General features: G+C 47.1%; 18 protein-coding genes and 4 pseudogenes. 12 read left to right on the top strand and 10 right to left on the bottom strand.

What is annotated here, in order from left to right; translation table 11 throughout:
• Window positions 1-145: pseudogene (locus tag J7438_RS27690) on the bottom strand (ISNCY family transposase); the annotation flags it as partial.
• Window positions 146-247: 102 nt separating this feature from the next.
• Between J7438_RS27690 and J7438_RS11955 the strand changes: the two are divergent.
• Window positions 248-1,120 carry a hypothetical protein gene (locus J7438_RS11955; RefSeq protein WP_209276707.1) on the top strand — a complete coding sequence of 291 codons (873 nt, stop codon included), beginning with the start codon at window positions 248-250 and terminating at the stop codon, window positions 1,118-1,120.
• Between the two features lie 139 nt (window positions 1,121-1,259).
• Window positions 1,260-1,511, top strand: a pseudogene (locus tag J7438_RS11950) (UDP binding domain-containing protein); the annotation flags it as partial.
• 65 nt (window positions 1,512-1,576) lie between these two features.
• Here the strand turns inward: J7438_RS11950 and J7438_RS11945 are convergent.
• Both J7438_RS11945 and J7438_RS11940 read right to left on the bottom strand, forming a co-directional pair.
• Window positions 1,577-2,002 (bottom strand): type II toxin-antitoxin system VapC family toxin, encoded by a 426-nt coding sequence (locus tag J7438_RS11945; RefSeq protein ID WP_209276706.1) that lies wholly within the window; start codon window positions 2,000-2,002, stop codon window positions 1,577-1,579.
• Window positions 1,999-2,241, bottom strand: coding sequence for a DUF6364 family protein (locus J7438_RS11940; RefSeq protein WP_209200471.1), 243 nt, complete (start codon window positions 2,239-2,241; stop codon window positions 1,999-2,001). The genes J7438_RS11945 and J7438_RS11940 overlap by 4 nt, the downstream gene beginning before the upstream one ends.
• 156 nt (window positions 2,242-2,397) lie before the next feature.
• Here J7438_RS11940 and J7438_RS28270 point away from each other — a divergent pair, with 156 nt between their 5' ends.
• Window positions 2,398-2,556 carry an IS66 family transposase gene (locus J7438_RS28270; RefSeq protein ID WP_209200472.1) on the top strand — a complete coding sequence of 53 codons (159 nt, stop codon included), beginning with the start codon at window positions 2,398-2,400 and terminating at the stop codon, window positions 2,554-2,556.
• Window positions 2,557-2,739: 183 nt separating this feature from the next.
• Here J7438_RS28270 and J7438_RS11930 read toward each other — a convergent pair whose 3' ends face one another.
• The 3 genes from J7438_RS11930 to J7438_RS11920 form a co-directional block, all read right to left on the bottom strand.
• Window positions 2,740-3,156 (bottom strand): type II toxin-antitoxin system VapC family toxin, encoded by a 417-nt coding sequence (locus J7438_RS11930; RefSeq protein ID WP_209276705.1) that lies wholly within the window; start codon window positions 3,154-3,156, stop codon window positions 2,740-2,742.
• Window positions 3,153-3,377 (bottom strand): FitA-like ribbon-helix-helix domain-containing protein, encoded by a 225-nt coding sequence (locus J7438_RS11925; protein ID WP_209200474.1) that lies wholly within the window; start codon window positions 3,375-3,377, stop codon window positions 3,153-3,155. The genes J7438_RS11930 and J7438_RS11925 overlap by 4 nt, the downstream gene beginning before the upstream one ends.
• A 71-nt stretch (window positions 3,378-3,448) precedes the next feature.
• Window positions 3,449-4,015 (bottom strand): TIGR04219 family outer membrane beta-barrel protein, encoded by a 567-nt coding sequence (locus tag J7438_RS11920; protein WP_209276704.1) that lies wholly within the window; start codon window positions 4,013-4,015, stop codon window positions 3,449-3,451.
• Between the two features lie 246 nt (window positions 4,016-4,261).
• Between J7438_RS11920 and J7438_RS11915 the strand changes: the two genes are divergently transcribed.
• The 5 genes and pseudogenes from J7438_RS11915 to J7438_RS11895 all read left to right on the top strand — a co-directional run bounded on the left by J7438_RS11915 (window position 4,262) and on the right by J7438_RS11895 (window position 7,378).
• Window positions 4,262-4,546 (top strand): hypothetical protein, encoded by a 285-nt coding sequence (locus tag J7438_RS11915; RefSeq protein ID WP_209276703.1) that lies wholly within the window; start codon window positions 4,262-4,264, stop codon window positions 4,544-4,546.
• Between the two features lie 19 nt (window positions 4,547-4,565).
• Window positions 4,566-5,264 (top strand): capsular polysaccharide export protein, LipB/KpsS family, encoded by a 699-nt coding sequence (locus J7438_RS11910; protein WP_209276702.1) that lies wholly within the window; start codon window positions 4,566-4,568, stop codon window positions 5,262-5,264.
• Window positions 5,251-5,649, top strand: coding sequence for a capsular polysaccharide export protein, LipB/KpsS family (locus tag J7438_RS11905; protein ID WP_209276701.1), 399 nt, complete (start codon window positions 5,251-5,253; stop codon window positions 5,647-5,649). Before J7438_RS11910 ends, J7438_RS11905 begins: the two co-directional genes overlap by 14 nt.
• A gap of 239 nt (window positions 5,650-5,888) precedes the next feature.
• A pseudogene (locus tag J7438_RS11900) lies at window positions 5,889-6,736 on the top strand (capsular biosynthesis protein); the annotation flags it as partial.
• On the top strand, window positions 6,725-7,378 hold the full coding sequence (locus J7438_RS11895) for an acyloxyacyl hydrolase (protein ID WP_353620127.1): 654 nt from the start codon (window positions 6,725-6,727) through the stop codon (window positions 7,376-7,378). The pseudogene J7438_RS11900 and the gene J7438_RS11895, both read left to right, overlap by 12 nt.
• On the opposite strand, the gene J7438_RS11890 is transcribed toward J7438_RS11895, so the two are convergent.
• Complete coding sequence (locus tag J7438_RS11890; RefSeq protein ID WP_209276698.1) at window positions 7,314-7,613, bottom strand: helix-turn-helix domain-containing protein; 300 nt, start codon at window positions 7,611-7,613, stop codon at window positions 7,314-7,316. The two genes, J7438_RS11895 and J7438_RS11890, sit on opposite strands and share 65 nt — an antisense overlap.
• A gap of 208 nt (window positions 7,614-7,821) precedes the next feature.
• On the bottom strand, window positions 7,822-8,643 hold the full coding sequence (locus J7438_RS11885) for a hypothetical protein (RefSeq protein WP_209276697.1): 822 nt from the start codon (window positions 8,641-8,643) through the stop codon (window positions 7,822-7,824).
• A gap of 116 nt (window positions 8,644-8,759) precedes the next feature.
• On the opposite strand from J7438_RS11885, the gene J7438_RS11880 reads away from it, so the two are divergent.
• Window positions 8,760-8,966 carry a hypothetical protein gene (locus J7438_RS11880; RefSeq protein WP_209276696.1) on the top strand — a complete coding sequence of 69 codons (207 nt, stop codon included), beginning with the start codon at window positions 8,760-8,762 and terminating at the stop codon, window positions 8,964-8,966.
• 333 nt (window positions 8,967-9,299) lie between these two features.
• Here J7438_RS11880 and J7438_RS27685 read toward each other — a convergent pair.
• Window positions 9,300-10,478 (bottom strand): annotated as a pseudogene (locus J7438_RS27685) (ISAs1 family transposase).
• Between the two features lie 352 nt (window positions 10,479-10,830).
• On the opposite strand from J7438_RS27685, the gene J7438_RS11865 reads away from it, so the two are divergent.
• Window positions 10,831-11,997 carry a hypothetical protein gene (locus tag J7438_RS11865; protein WP_209276694.1) on the top strand — a complete coding sequence of 389 codons (1,167 nt, stop codon included), beginning with the start codon at window positions 10,831-10,833 and terminating at the stop codon, window positions 11,995-11,997.
• 531 nt (window positions 11,998-12,528) lie between these two features.
• On the opposite strand, the gene J7438_RS28265 is transcribed toward J7438_RS11865, so the two are convergent.
• Window positions 12,529-12,816, bottom strand: a complete 288-nt coding sequence (locus tag J7438_RS28265; protein ID WP_353620126.1) for a LysR substrate-binding domain-containing protein — start codon at window positions 12,814-12,816, stop codon at window positions 12,529-12,531.
• 306 nt (window positions 12,817-13,122) lie between these two features.
• Here J7438_RS28265 and J7438_RS11855 point away from each other — a divergent pair, with 306 nt between their 5' ends.
• Window positions 13,123-14,070, top strand: a complete 948-nt coding sequence (locus tag J7438_RS11855) for a TDT family transporter (protein WP_209276711.1) — start codon at window positions 13,123-13,125, stop codon at window positions 14,068-14,070.
• A 75-nt stretch (window positions 14,071-14,145) separates the two neighbouring features.
• Complete coding sequence (locus tag J7438_RS11850) at window positions 14,146-15,462, top strand: cation:proton antiporter (protein ID WP_209200485.1); 1,317 nt, start codon at window positions 14,146-14,148, stop codon at window positions 15,460-15,462.
• Window positions 15,463-15,565: the final 103 nt, after the last annotated feature.

Below are 15,565 nucleotides of genomic sequence, written 5' to 3'. Positions count from 1 at the left end.
CCTGCTCTCTCAGCTCCGGGGTGACCCAGATATGCTGAAAAGCCCGCAAGAGGCGGGGTATGTCGTCCCTGGATTTGGGGTTGAAGGTGATGGCAGAGATATCGACCTCGCCTAACTGCATTTGTGGCTTGATGGTTTGGCGCATGAGTGAGACAACAGCCTGTCAGTGGAAATCTTCAATGATTAAGTTGGGTCACAGACTGCTGTTTTCAAGGGCTGATGGGTTTTCGGACAAGCACTACTTAAAATGATTTCGCCTAATTATTCACAGCAAACAATGGTCGCTCCCTTAACGAGTGAGGAGCTTGCTTCAACTGCAACGGTGGATATTAAATTCGGGAATACATTCCGAGCTGTACGCGAAGTTTTTGCTCAGAATATTTTGCAAGATGCCAACAAGACTATTGATAAAGACAGTCGTTATTTTGTTGATCAATCATCTTGTAATCTATCTTGGTTACACAGGGTCTCCCCAGAAGGGTCATTAGGATATTTTGGTTCACAATATGTTGTTAATTTGATTCCTGTTCCAGGGAAAGTAAATGTAAAGTTTGACCAACACTGTCAAATTATTGATCGGGAAAACTTTGTACATCAATTAGTTACCAGTAATGAAGCTTTGATTGAACTGGCAATAAAAGGTGTTGAGTTTTTGGCCAGGCAGTTCTCATCCGAGAAGCAGTCTATGGAAGTACTCCATTTGGGGATAGGTCGGCATTATATTTCCAATAAGGGTTTAAAGGGAGGGTTATGGCATCGTCATAAGGGGAACTATAGCCTTGTGATGTTGATGAATGACGATTCAGTTATTAAAAATAATGCTCCTTATTACACGGGGGGAAGATTAGAAACAGCGAAGTTTGCGGGACAATCCTTGGGAAAAGGGATACTTGCTGTTGAGGGGACTACTGAAAAACACGTCTTGGAGCCAAACAGCGGTTATGTTTTCTCAAATATCGAGGGTAATATGGTTCTTCGACATGCTGATGGTGAGTATGTCTCGGTTAACCCAGAACAGCCGCAGGAAAAGCCGCAGGAAAAGCCTCTGGAAAAGAGGATACTGATTATCATTATGAACCGCTCTTCCAAGCCAGCACTCCAGAGTAAAGGGACAGCATGAATGACTCTCCTCGCTGCCAAGCCTCCCAAACCAAAAGAAAACCAGAAAACCGGTGGCAGGTTTTGATTCTTGAATGAAGTCAAGGAAAAATCTTCCCGATACGGCAATTGAAGCCAAGGCCTGGTTCAGTTTTTTCTCTGTGAAGGCCGGTTCTGATAACTTCCGGGCATCGTCCATCCAGGGCATTATGAATCGCATCAAGGCCAAGGGTGTTGAGGTGGTGGTGTATGAACCGGTGCTGGATGAAGCGGAGTTTTTTAATTCACGGGTGATTAGCGACCTGGATGGGTTCAAACAGTCCGCCGATGTGATTGTCTCCAACCGGCTGGTGGATGAACTGGCTGATGTGTTGGATAAAGTCTTTACCCGCGACCTTTTTGGATCAGATTAAAAATCGCTGGTGCGATTCTGTTACAGCGTTGAAGGTTTAAGCGTTAAAAAAAGCGTTGTAACGCTTTAACTGTTCAACATTGCCACCTTATTAACCATAAATTCTTCCGGTGTGAATACCGGGATTTCGGCTAACCGAAAGTCTTTGGCGTTGCGGGTGATGATGGCTTCGGCTCCGGCTTGTATCGCGGCAGCATACAGTACGGCATCTTCAAAATCGTTAAATCCACTGTCAAGGGCATGCATTAATATGGTGTAATCCACCGGTGCTACCTGATAAATCTGTAACAATTTTTTAATGGCGGCACTGCCTTTGGCTTTGCCGATGGTTTTGCAGGTGAGGTAGTGAATGGTGGTCAGGGTTGTGGCGCAGAGTATGCCATTGAGTGTTCTGCGCTCCACTTTGCCCATAATGGATGATGAGTGAGCCACAAAGGGTTCCCGTTCGAACAGGACATCAAGAATAACGTTGGTATCCACCAGGATTTTCATAGATATTTGTCTTCCAGATGTTTTTTGTAGTCCTTTTCTGCATCATCCGTCGGGCCATCGGCCAGCAACCCTTTCAGGCTTTGGGTTAATGGTGGTAATGGTTCGTCTTCCGTCCCATGACGGGTTAGGTCTGCAAAATAGTCAGCCACCAGTTGCGACAACGATTTGCCATGTTGTGCCGCGTATTTTTTCGCATTGTTGACCAGTTCGTTTTCTACCCGAAGCGTGAGTTTGTGCATGATGATTACCTTGGCGTATCTTTTTTTTAAATAGTACGTCAGATAGTGAAATTCGTCCATAATATTGCTGGAAAAAAGAAAGAGAAAACCGGGGGGGAATAAAGTCAAGGAAAAATCTTGCCGATCCAGCCGTCACATCATGGATAAACTGAAACAGTGGCTGGACAGGCAGCACCGAAAATACCCCCGAAAAGCCTGCCGGGCAAGGCGCTGACCTGCGCGCAGAATCAATGGAAGTATCTGGTCCGTTACCTCGATAGCGGATTACTGGATATCGACAACTATGCTGACACAGGGGGAAGGTGCCAATGTTGAACACCTGTTGCCTATGAACCTCACATCGGATGATGTAAAAATAGCGAACTGGTGGAAGTAGGGGGGAGATGGGGGGGCACCATCGGCTTACGACGAAAAAACGCTGTACCACGTTCTCCAATCATTTTTATGATTCGGGCCGGACGAATATTCATGGTTATCCTTAAAGGGGGTTTTAGCTTTTCAAGGCTTTAACAGCCTTTCAGGAGTCATGGCAATGTCTGGAAAATTGCGCAGCAGTTTTTTATCCCAGGTGACTAACGGGCAATCTAATGTTTCTGCCAATACCACAAATAACGCATTGTAAGCCGGATGTTTTGTGTAAGTGGCCAGTTCCAGTGCTTTGAACCATAACCGCTCACTGCTGGTTACCGATGTGATCAGGGCTTCAGCTCGTTCGGTTGCCTGTATGGCCTGATGCAGGCTTAACTGCTGATGGGTTATCCATTGCCAGGCAACATTACAGAACTCAGCCCGGAACAGGTCAGGCACATGAATGTATTCGGTTTTTGCCAGTACGGCCAGGGCGTCCTGCCGGTGCAAAGGCTCATTAAACAGTGCATAGGCAAAGACCATGGTGTCGATAACGGCGCGGGTCATGGTCGGCCTTCCTGTCGCCAGGTGTCCATGTCTTTGGCCGGGGTTTCCGGCAGTTCTTTCCAGCTGTTTTTAATGGCGTTAATCAGGTCAGACTTTTGTTGATAGCGGGCTTCAAGCAGTTCCCGCACTTCTTGCTCCATGGAACGGTTGCCCGCTTTGGCGCTGGCTTTCAATCGTTCGATCAGTTCGTCTGGCAGGTTTCGGATGGTCAGGGTTGCCATGGATATTGCCTCCTTAAACGAGTGTTTAATCCAAAATGCTAGCATGTCGCTAGCATTTTTGCTGGCAAATATTACATATCGATATGGAGCCCTGCGGTGAATCCTTTAATGGTGTCTGAATGCCCTCCAGCATTATCCGTCTCCATCTCATAATGGCGATAACCGGCCTGGAGATAAATGGCGGGCAGCAACTGGAAGCGGGCACCGGCACTGATGTCGGTTACGGTGGCATCGGAGTTTCTGGCGTAGTTCAGTTTGCTGTAGTAAGAAACCTGACTGCCCGGGAACCATTCGGCATCGGCAACCGCCATGGGCAGGGTTTCGTCGTAGTAACGACTGCCATTGATATGGTGCAGGCCTGCGCCCAGGTCGATGGAGACCAGGTCGTTATCCAGGATTTCGTAGTAGCCGTACGCGTCTACATTGTTCATACCATCCGCTTCACCCTCAAGCGTAGTGGCACGCAGGGCAGCGTTGGGTACCAGAGGCACCGGGTGCTCGATCTGGGCATACGCGGAGCCTCCTTTGCCGTGATCGTTGGTGTGCCAGTAATCCAGTCCGGCCTTTGCGCCGGCAATGTCTGCCTGGGTGAGTGTGCTGGAAAGTAACAGCAAGGATAAGCTGATCGATTTTTTCATCAGGGTGAGATTCGCTTTGTGTCGGTGAGATAGACGTTAGCGTGCACTGTACAGTGTATTCTCCGGTGTGTATTTAGGGTTTTACCGAACGGGTGCTAAACAAGATGACCCGTTTCATTCTTGCCCTCGCATCATTGCTCTTTATTTCTTTCTGGTTGTCTGCGGGAATCTGCGGATTGGGCCCGGGGATAAAGGCTGATACAGTCGTTTGCTTTTAGCCCTGATCGAAGGTGAGTAGAGATAACCTTGAGCCATTTCCTGTGTCTTTCTGCTGGTATTGTTCGAGCCCCTGAATTGAAGCCTTTGCTTCAGGGAAGTGTTTGCCTGCATCGGCCATGGAACCGATGGCCTGGTCTTCGTGAACCGGATGCTGTGCTTGGTTGGGGTATGAAAGCCAATACTGGCAAAACCAGCGCATTGGCCGAACGGCTGCAATTACCCTTCTGGCGGCTGGAAGATGGTTTTATCAGTTATCTTGGTCATCCGGCTTTGGGGGATCGTCGTTTTTCCCTGATCGTGGATAAATGGTGATTGTTCTGTTTCTTGTGGGATGGCCAATGCAGAAACTTTTACTGCAATGTTGGTTGCTGCCTTGCAGGAGAACCCGGAAGCGGAAGTGTGGGTTAAGGTTCATCCGGATGTGGTGCTGGGTACCAAGCAGGGCTACTTCCCGTTTGAGCATGGCCATATAAAGGGCGTGACGGATACAAGGGTTAAGGTGCTGGCGGATAAGGTGAATGCCCAATCACTGTTCCCGCACTTTGACAAGGTGTATGTGGTGACCTCCCAGCTCGGGTTTGAAGCGTTACTGCATAACAAGCCGGTGGTCTGTTTTGGTGTGCCTTTCTACAGTGGTTGGGGGCTGACTGATGACCGGGGAGGGTGTGAGCGTCGCGTTCAGAAGCATTCACTGGCCAGTCTGTTTGCGGCGGCCTGTCTGCTATATACCCGGTATATTGACCCGGAAACCGGTGAGCCCTGTGAACTGGAAGATGTTGTCGAGCTGATTGCGCTTCAACGTCAGTATCAAAATCCTCAAGTTGATCGGCTCTACGCATTGGGCTTTAGCCTTTGGAAGCGAGCCTTTGTTAAAGAGTTTGCTGCCGGGCTGGCGGGTGAAGTGGTGTTTGTGCGCCATCATCGGGCGTTACAAAAGCGGTTAGCGAAGGATACCGGAAACAGCGGCCTGCTGGTTTGGGGGCGAAAGCCTTTACCGGAAGTTGGTGGATCGGGTGGTGACGGACTGTGATATTTTTGATTGCATCAGCCAGTGTGATGAACTCCATGTGATGACTTCCCGGGCCGGTTTTGAGGCGCTGCTTCAGAATAAAACCGTGCATTGCTGGGGCATGCCGTTTTATGCCGGCTGGGGGTTGACCCATGATCATATGGCGGGGAGTACTATTGATCGTCGTCGGCAGCATTCCCGCAATCTGGCGGAACTGGTGTATCTGGCCTTGTGTGAATATCCACGTTATGTGCACTGGCAGACCCGGCGGTTCACCACGCCGGAGCGGGTGGTAAAGGCGCTGGCTCGACAACGGGTTCTGGCTGGTAAACAAGTGATGGATAAGGGCTGGCTTGGGCGAAAATGCCGAAAAGTGCAGTTTTTGCTGGAAGCGATCCGTAGCTGAGGGATGTTAATGCAAATAGCATCGGTACTCTTTCTTCAGGGGCCTCTGGGGCCATTTTTCCGTGAGCTGGCCCGGGAGTTTTCTGACCATGGGTATACACACACAAGATTAATTTTAATGGTGGCGACCGTTTATACAGCGGTGCTGACCACTGTGTTGATTACATCGACACTTTAGAACAGTGGCCAGAGTTTCTGGAAAGCTATCTGCTGGAACATCAGATTCAGACTGTTTTTCTGATGGGGGATTGCCGCCTGTACCACCGGCTGGCCAAACCAGTCTGCGAACGTATGAATGTGCGGTTTATGGTCTTTGAGGAAGGATACCTTCGGCCAGACACCATTACCCTGGAACGTGGCGGGGTAAATGACCTGTCGAGCCTGGATTTTTCCCTAATGGGCCTGGCTTCGGCTTCCAGCCAACGACTGAATGCTGAAATAGCCATGCCACCATCCATGGGGCGGCGGGTGAGGTATGCAGCATTCTATTACTGGGCTGCCTGGTTCCAGCGTCAGCGGTTTGTTGACTACCAGCATCACCGGGCTTTTTCTCCGGTTGTGGAAGGTGCGAAATGGATTCTAGGGTTTGGTCGTAAATGTCTGAGCAAGTGGCGTGACCAGCGAATTCACCAGACGTTAACCGGAAAGCTGAGTGGCCGTTTCTTTTTGGTGGCCCTACAGGTTCATGATGACTCTCAGATGCTTTACCACTCGGATTATCCCTCTGTTGAGTCCTTTATCGAAGAGGTGATCGCCTCTTTGCAGGCCATGCCGACCACAGGGACTTTCTGGTGTTAAAGCATCATCCGATGGACCGGGGATACACTGATTACCAACAGCTGATTCAACAGCTGGCACTGCGCTATGGTGCGGTTGGGCGAATCATCTATTGCCATGATGTTCCATTGCCTTTGTTGTATCACCATGCTCTGGGAGTGGTTACGGTTAACAGTACGGTGGGGATCTCAGCATTACTCCATGACCTGCCGGTAAAAGTAACCGGCCGGGCGTTTTATGATATTCGCCATCTGACTTCGCAATGTTCTCTGGATCAGTTCTGGAAGGCTCCGGAGCCGGTGCATTCGGAGTTGTTTAACCGTTTGCATTCACTGATTTTCCGGGAGAGCCAGATTAATGGCAGCTTCTTTAATGAGCTGCCTCTGACCTGCCAGAATACCCGGCTTTTTTATGAACAGAAGTTTGCGTCAGTCTCTGCGGCAGAGATCGTTAATGTGGCAGAACTGGTGCAAGTGGTGGCAAATGAAGAACTGGATGATTACCGGGCCAGCGTGCGCTGGGACTGGAACAAGGCCTGGCTGGAAGATTCTGATACCTGGCGTTTAACCGGTTACTCTGATCTGGCCATCAATTTCTGGATCAGTCGCCTCGGGCCGGAAGATCAGCCCAGCCCGGATGGGGCGGCTAATGTTTATGCCATCAGCTTTTCTCCGGTCTTTCGCCTGGAACATAACACATCAGACTCAATGCGCCTGTTTGTGGATGCCGGTGTGGGCCTCAGTTACCAATCAAAAAAAGATATCGAGAAAAAACTGAAGTCTCCCATCAATATGGGCGGCCATACACAGTTTGAAATCCGTACCATGATTGGTTCCCGCTTTGGCGGTCAGGTGCAGTACGAGGTATCTGCCGGGTGGTTCCACTACTCTAATGCCAACCTCCACGACCAGAATGAAGCACTGGATTTTGGTGTGATTCAGTTTGGATATTGATGGTGAGAATATTGGAAAACAGATACTCCCAGTCAAAAAAGTCCCTTATTTTTACCCCCAATACCCTGGCCAGTTTTTCTATACTGGCCAGAGTCAGATTCTTCTCGCCTCGTTCAATATCGCCAATATAGGTACGATTAAGCCCTGCACGGTGAGATAGCTCCTCCTGCGTGAGGCATTGCTCCTGTCTGAGTTCCCGTAGACGATTTCCAAATGCTTTTTGAACGGTGTCCAAACTTCGTATCCTTATGGATAACTAATTGCCAACTTATTGTATCTTTCCAGATTGTCATTTAATGGTTTATGTTCTGGGGATTCTGGGCAACGTGAAGGTATGTAGTTACCTTATTGGTAAACCGACAACAAAACATACCCCGGCATCAATACACTTCGTATTGTCTCGCCGGGGTCTTATTAATATACCTTTGAACTATCCCTTTGAATTACGGCAGCTTCAGATCCGTTGCTGTACCACTTTGCAAATAGGATTTTACCTCCTGATAGTGGGGCTGAATCTCCGCGCTGTTAAGTTCTCCCAGCCAGAATGTCCAGGTCATTTTTTTTTCACTACCATCTATAGCCTGGACTGCTCTGAGACCAAAATAGAGCGGTTGGCTATCCTTGTCTGCATCAGTGCCGGTCATGATGTAAGAAGCTCCTACTAAATTATCGGGCATACTTCCATGTGACAATGGGAGATCTTTCAGGCATTTGTTCTGTTCTTTGGCCAGTTCTTTATGATAAGTTGCCTGCTGATTGGTGTCTCTGATCTGCATACCGCTCTTAGGGTAGGCTATGTACAGGGTCACTTTTTCAGGGTCGGATTTGGCCAGGTTCCTGACGGTGACAGTTCTGTCGCTAATGGTTTTCGCCCGTGCACTGTCACCTTGCATTTGTTTGGACATGGCTTCAGGGGGGGCTGTATTCTCGAGAGTAACCAGCGGGGTTGCAGGGGCTTTCGTATGAAATAATACCATCACCCTGGTGACGGATCTTTCTTCCATTAGCTTTAAGAGTGTCTGTTCGAAAATGGTTTGCATGCCTACGCCAATGGGGCGTAATTTTTTGTCATTATCTGAAAGTTGGATTACTTTAGCTTTTGAAATCTCTTGAAAGCGCTTTAATATCTCTTTCTTAATTGTCTGGTCATTCTTATCTGAATCGGACAATGGCTCGTAAGTACTATGTTGGTCTTTAAATCTGGCTTGCAGATTGTCCTGAACTTTAAATCTGGCTTGCAGATTGTCCTGAAAGGGGGGAATCACTTTTTTAAACCTCTCGCCGTGAGTGCAGCCAGTCAAAACAAATACAAGAGTACTGAGGGTCAATGCTTTTAGGGCATTAGAAGGTTCCATGTTTTTATCGAGCAGGCTGATTTTTAATGAATTGGAGTGATAAAAATAGAACAGGATTTGGATATTTCAATCTTTGGCTGACAGTTTGGGCAACATTTTTGGGAATCAATGTGCTTAGTCCTCCTGTGATGGTACGCCTGATCATGGATGTGGCCTGGAATCTACATGAAAACGTCATTACGTCGATCTGGCTAAAGTGGCATGCTCTTCCAACTAAAGCGGGGGGCTTCTGACTTAACAGGCTACGGCCAGTTTATAACAATTTGACTTACACAGAAGCCTCCTGGCCCGTCCGGTTTTAAATTTCAAATTCCCGAACAGCCTCCAGATGTCGGGAGGCTCACGCCAGGGCGATAGAACCAGATGTACGATCATTCGTAAAATACAAAACTTAACTTTCTGACCTGCTTATTTTGCTATCATATGAACGTCCGTATTTCTTCGCTTTCTCAATACCCAAGGTTTTCATTGAAAACCTGCAGATTTTAGCGACAATGAAGCCGCCCATTTCAAAACAGGCAGATTTTTAAAACTGGATTTGTCTCCCGAAAACTATATATGCCGATTTAAGTCAAAAAAGAGTGCTCCAGTATCAATTTTGTTCGGTAGTTTCTATTAAGTCCCGCAAGTTCTATTCTGCGATTCATGCTTTCTTTTGAGTAGTAATCGCTTAATTTGTGAGCATTAAAGCAACAGCGTCGAAGTGTAGCCACATTTCGGGTCGCTGTCCGCTCGTGAATTTTGGATGCATCTTCACCAAAGCTAATATCAAGCCGCAAGTGTTGACCGTTCTCTATACTCCAGTGGTTACGGATTGATGCCAATGCTGACCTGGCTTCATTTACCCTGCTTGAAATGTAGTAATGTAACTCTGTCGATTGTTTAAGGTCTACTGTCCGATCTCTCTGAACCACTACTATAAGCTGCTTGAGTTCCGGCCATTCCGACTTAGGGTCAATACGACGAATATCGTCGAATACCCAGCAACGACGGTGCTCCTTTCTACCCCGGTTTTTCTCTATGGTTTCGGCAAAAAGGCCTGTTTTCTCATCTGGATCAACAGGATTCTCGGTAATATACTCCTGAAAAACAGCTTCACTATTATCAAATAATGTCTTCTGATTTTTTTTTACACACAGCAGGTAGTCTGCTTTCTTTTCGAGGATTTTTTTTCAAATTGATTTTTGACAACCAATGGCATCAATGCTGATCAATGCACCTTCCAGCATGAGTGTGTCCAGTATCTTTGGAATCGCCTTTATTTCATTGGACTTAGTCTCTACAGGCTCCAAGCCTAAAACCAGGCTTAGCTCAGAGCTGTAGGCACTGACGATATGCAGCATCTTATCCCCTTTTTTAGGGAGAGAACCTCTTAAAGCCTTGCCATCCAGGGCAATAACATGATCATCAGATTCACTGGGAGGCCCCATTTTTTTCGCATTGATAGCGGCAACAATATCCTTCATCCAGTCAATGAAAACACGGGTAAGTGCATCAGGATCAACGAGCATACATACGTTTCTAATCGTATAATGTGAAGGGAAACCCCATGTATAGTGAAAAAACTGACGAAACCAATCAGCATTAAAACGAGCAAAATCTTCCATGCCTTTCCAGGTTGTATAACCACTGAGAATGCTGGCGTAGACAATGAACAGGACCTCTGTGAGTGGGTATACTATCTGTTCATTACGTGGATCCTCCAAACTCTCGAGTCTTGCGATGAGTGTCTTGTATCCGGACATGAGTTACCTTCTCTATTATTCATTTCTGACAGAAGGTATTGCAGAAAATCAAAACTAATGCGATTCCGGTACTATTGGTTTTGGTTTCCGATAATCATTTTTTTATACAATCAGGCGTCATTGTTATAATCCAGTCTAATCGGTTAAATAGGTATGGTAAAAAGCATCAAGAAGCGCGGATTAGTGATTTAATGAATGTCCGTACAGCCGATTCTAGCGCCCTGAGGCTCACGCTGATAATGCTGGAAAACTTGAAAAACCACAGCTTCTTAAAATCTGAAATTAAGCATGAACATATCTGATTTTTTGTTGTCTGAAACTGTCCAGGTTTGAGAAATATAAGGTTATGCTTATGATTTCATCCTCCTCTTCTCCAGTATCTTCTCCTGTTACTGTTACTGCTGCTGCTACTGCTGCTGATCAACCATCGTCTTATGAAGAAGCAATGGCACAAAAGGCTGTATCAGGGAGTCACGATGTTCAATCTGCTTCTTCTGATGCAACGATAAGTTTAAAATTTCAAACTACAGTTCCGATTCTGTCGGAAACTTCCCAAAAGGCAAATGCAAATGTTGACACGCATAAAGTCAGTGCCGTTGCAATCAATAGTGCAAATTCACTCAAATCCCTGAAAAGGCCATCCACCGATAACTCAGCCCTCGAGCCTCCCTCCCGGGAAGCGTTAAAAACAGCGGCATCTACTTTTATTGCAAACAGTGCCAAAAGAGGGTATTGCCCTGGTGATCCGCAGACTCACGGTGCTGCGGCTAGACCTTTAGATTTGTATTCCGTATCTCATTCTGATGATTCGGAAGAACAGAAAAATATGTCAAAATTGGCTTTATGTGAACTTGTTCAGAATAATGTTGAGGGTTTCAATATAATATTTCCTTATGTAGCTGTTCCCGGTTGCGGTCGTTTAAATCCAGTAAGATTTCTAAATGTTATGCTCTGTTTATGCGAAAGTGCTTATCAAGACGCTTTTCCAAAAACAGTTATCAGTATTGGTTCGGGGCAAGCATTCCTTGAAAAATGTTTTGGTTTGATGGGTGGAGTTAATGTTAAATGCTATGATCGTGAACCATTAACTCGATTTTTACCTGTTGAACAAGCTGAGTTCCCAAAAGATATTAACAAGTGCCTGCCTGAGGATTGCAGTAGTTGTTTATTGGTTTCAGCATATCCCCAAGGGTATTTAGGCCCTGTGCTCGCGGAATTTATTCGACGTGGAGGGGAAATGCTCTGCACCACTGTTGAGGGTGGTTTGTTTTGTAGTATGCATGAAGGGTATGAAGATAATCCGGACATTCTCAGGGACGGGATTAAAGAGTTAAGGAGAAAGAATGGAGAGTTCTTTCAGGTGCAATTAAATGACTACAGTTTAATGGGGTCGCCATCATTTATCCAATTTTACAATTGGCCATCAAGCGTTAAGCAGTTGATGTTTGATTCTCAGAGGTTAAAGGGTTTGTGTTCCGATATCGAATTTCCAGGAATCCTAACATCAAGTTCACGTTAAAGGAATTAATTATGCAAAATATCAATTCTGGAACCACGCCATCGCAATCACAGGGTATGTTACCCATAAACTCAGAAAGGACAAATATAAATGACATGAAGAGAGAATTAATGGGTTTTGTTAGACCTCTGTTTTCTTTGAATACACGTGTGTGCGGGTTGTCAATGTCTGGCAACAACAGGGGGCAACTTCAGTTCGTTGTTAAGTAGCTAACCATATGGAATCATATATTTCTGACTCCTTGTTCAGGCACTCTGCTTCGTTACAACTCCGGTCACATAGCTACGGCTATGCTCCCTCCGTTGTGCCTCGCATAGCACCTGCCCAAGTAGCCAGAAATATATGATTCCATATGGCCAGCTACTTATAGCTGATTACGATTGCAGCCAAAGGCAGCAGTTGCTCGCCGACTTGGAACTCTTCCTACAGAATAATATTCCGGAGAGGTTGCGCACTGAATTTAAACTCAATATCAGATACATCAGCCTATCGAAGCTCTGTAGGCAGGCTTTTCTCATGGCGTCGGGTATGTCAGGGATTCTCGGTAAGTTGTACCAAATCGCCCTGTACCAGCTCGTTTGCAATGCAGGGTTCCGAAAGGCAGCTGATGCCAATGGAGCTCACCATGCTCCTGATCGCCCCAGTCTGGTTAAGCTCCATCTTCAGATGTCTTTGTCGTAAATACTGACCAATATGATGAAGCTCAAAAAGCATACGGGTGCCTGATCGGGGCTCCCGTAATATCCATTCAGTCTGCTCAAGGCTCTTAATGTTTACCATTTTGTGTTTTGCCAGGGTGGTGCTACTGCAAAAAAGTATAAGTAAAACTTAACCCGGATATTTCATAAACATGCCCCCGCTCTCGCTTGTCCTTTGCCGCTCTAAGGGAGTTTTGCTCAGTCGACCGTACTCCCCGGTACGGCGCTCCTTCACAAAATCCCTCAGAGCGACAAAGTCCCGCGCGAGATTCGGGGCAGTTTATGGCATATCCGGGTTAATCTCACTATCCATAAGTTTGACTTTCCTTATTTTTTGTTGGGTTATATCTTTATTCCAACTGGTTTCTGGAGATGAGTGCAAGTGGCAGTTGTTAGTCAGTTAAAGGATGGCTTGCCAATGCGTAAAATGGCTTTGAGTGTCCGTTTCAGGAATGTACCGACTCCGCTGGGAGGTCTGGCTTTGGGTATTGCCAGTCTGGGAGCTGTCTGGGCTCTGGTGTTGCCTGACTTCGCCGGGTGGTTCAAGTTGTCTTCGGCGCTGGTGGCCAGCCTGCTGGTTTTGGCCATTATTCTGAAATTTGTGAGCAATCCCGATTTGTTTCGGGAGGATCTGGCTCACCCTGTAGTGAGCAGCGTGATGCCAACCTGTGCCATGGCCAGCATGGTCATTGCGCAATCTTTGTTGATGGTAGCGCCTGCTTTTGCCAGAGGACTCTGGCTGTTGGCTGTTATTGCTCATCTGCTTTTGTTTATCAGTTTTACGGCTCACAGATTCATTGATTTTCATTTGCACCAAATGGTTCCAAGCTGGTTTGTGCCGCCCGTTGGCATTATTGTCGCGGCAGTGACCAGCAAGGGTATGGGGCATGAGGAACTTGTCTTTACGTTGTTTGTTTTTGGACTATGCTGCTACTTTATAAAGCTGCCATTGATGTTGTATCGTTTGATTTTCAGAGAGAAAATTCCTGATGCTGCACTGCCCACGTTTGCCATTATGGCGGCACCGGCGAGCCTTTCTCTGGCGGGCTACCTGTCGATAACTGACCAGCCGAATTACTTACTGGTTGCGGTCCTGCTGCCATTGGCTATTTTTATGACGAGTCTGGTCTATGTTGCGTTTGTTCGCTTACTGCGTCTGCCGTTTTCGCCAGGATATGCTGCTTTCACATTTCCGATGGTAATTGGGGCTACAGCGTTGTTTAAGCTGGCAGATATACTTCATCAACAGGGCTATCAAAAAGTTTGTGATGTTATTAACAGTCTGGCCGGTTTTGAACTTTTGGTGGCGACGGTGATCGTACTTTATGTTGCCCTCCGCTATCTCTGGTATTACTTCTCACCTCGCCATCCCTGATGTATGTCGAGATATGGACTGACCGGTCAATATGGCCACGGGTGAATTGTACCCATGGCCTGAAATGCCGAGTTTATGATCCCTCTTCATTTCGGCATTTATTTATTAACGGAACAGGAAATGTCGGTAACACACTCTGACGCTGGTCTCGCCATCCCTATGCTGATCTTTTGCGGCCTGTTTTTATTGGCGGCTATTTCGGCAATCCTGCTTAAAAAGCTGCGTTTTCCCTATACTATTGGGCTGGTTGTGATCGGTATGGCCCTGGGGATAGCGGCTGAATATTCTGAAATACTGGCACCTTTGCTCCGTCTTTCCCTGACTCATGACCTGATTATGTACGTTTTGCTCCCCGTACTGGTGTTTGAGGCGGCCATTAATATAAAGTTTTCCGCCCTGATGAAAGAGCTGGTGCCTGTATTGATGCTGGCCATTGTGGGAGTGATTTTGTCTACCCTGGTTCTCGGTGTGGTTCTGGGTGAGTTGACGTCTCTGACGCTGGCGGGCGCGCTGCTGTTTGGTGCGCTGATTTCGGCAACGGATCCAGTGGCCGTGATTGCGCTTTTTAAAGAGGTGAAAGCGCCTGAACGGATGTCTCTGCTGATGGATGCAGAGAGTTTGTTTAACGATGCAACCGCGATCGTTATGTTTGGCATTGTGCTTTCGATTATCCAATCGGGTACAGGGCTGTCCGGTAGCACGGCTTTTGCTGCCTTTATCGAGTTCTTCAGGGTTTTCTTTGGTGGGATTTTTGTGGGTGCGGCCATGGGGGCAGCCATGCTGGTACTACTCAGGTTGTCCCGGGGGATGCCTTATGTACATATTGCTCTGACAACTATCCTGGCTTTTACCAGCTTTATTATTGCTGACCATGTCTTTGAAACGTCCGGTGTCATGTCGGTTATCGCTGCCGGGATTGTCACTCGCAGCTATGGCCGTCGGGCCATGGCTGACTTTATGACATTGCGTCACCTGGATCCTTACTGGGAGTTTATGGCATTTGTAGCCAATAGCTTTATTTTCCTGCTGTTAGGGTTAAGTGAGGACTTCCTGCTGCGGAATATTGAGCGGCTCGGTACGATCTACCCCACGTTAATCGTTGCCATTGTCGCCGTTCTTATGGCGCGCTTTCTGGTGGTATATCTGTTGCTGCCCGTCAGCAACCTGATGCCATTGAGTAATCAAGTGGACAGCCATTCAATGAAGGTGATGTTCTGGGGCGGATTGAGAGGGGTTGTGCCTGTTGCCCTGATGCTATCGATTCCGGACTCCATGCCTGAAAAGCGCATGATCATAGAAATGACGCTTGCCGTTATTCTTTTCTCACTGTTGATTCAGGGTACAACCATTGGCTGGTTGATGTCCCGTTTGGGGATAAAAAGGGAAGCCTGACGCCACTGAATTCAATCAATATTTGGGTGCTGTTGGCTCTCAGCCTTATAATACCTGTTTTGGCATTCTGTCAGCCTGCGCCCACCAGGAGGCTGACCGAGAA

This window comes from Thalassotalea sp. G20_0 (genome assembly GCF_017744175.1).
Taxonomy (GTDB): domain Bacteria; phylum Pseudomonadota; class Gammaproteobacteria; order Pseudomonadales; family Endozoicomonadaceae; genus Endozoicomonas.
This window is presented reverse-complemented; position numbering and strand designations above follow the sequence as displayed.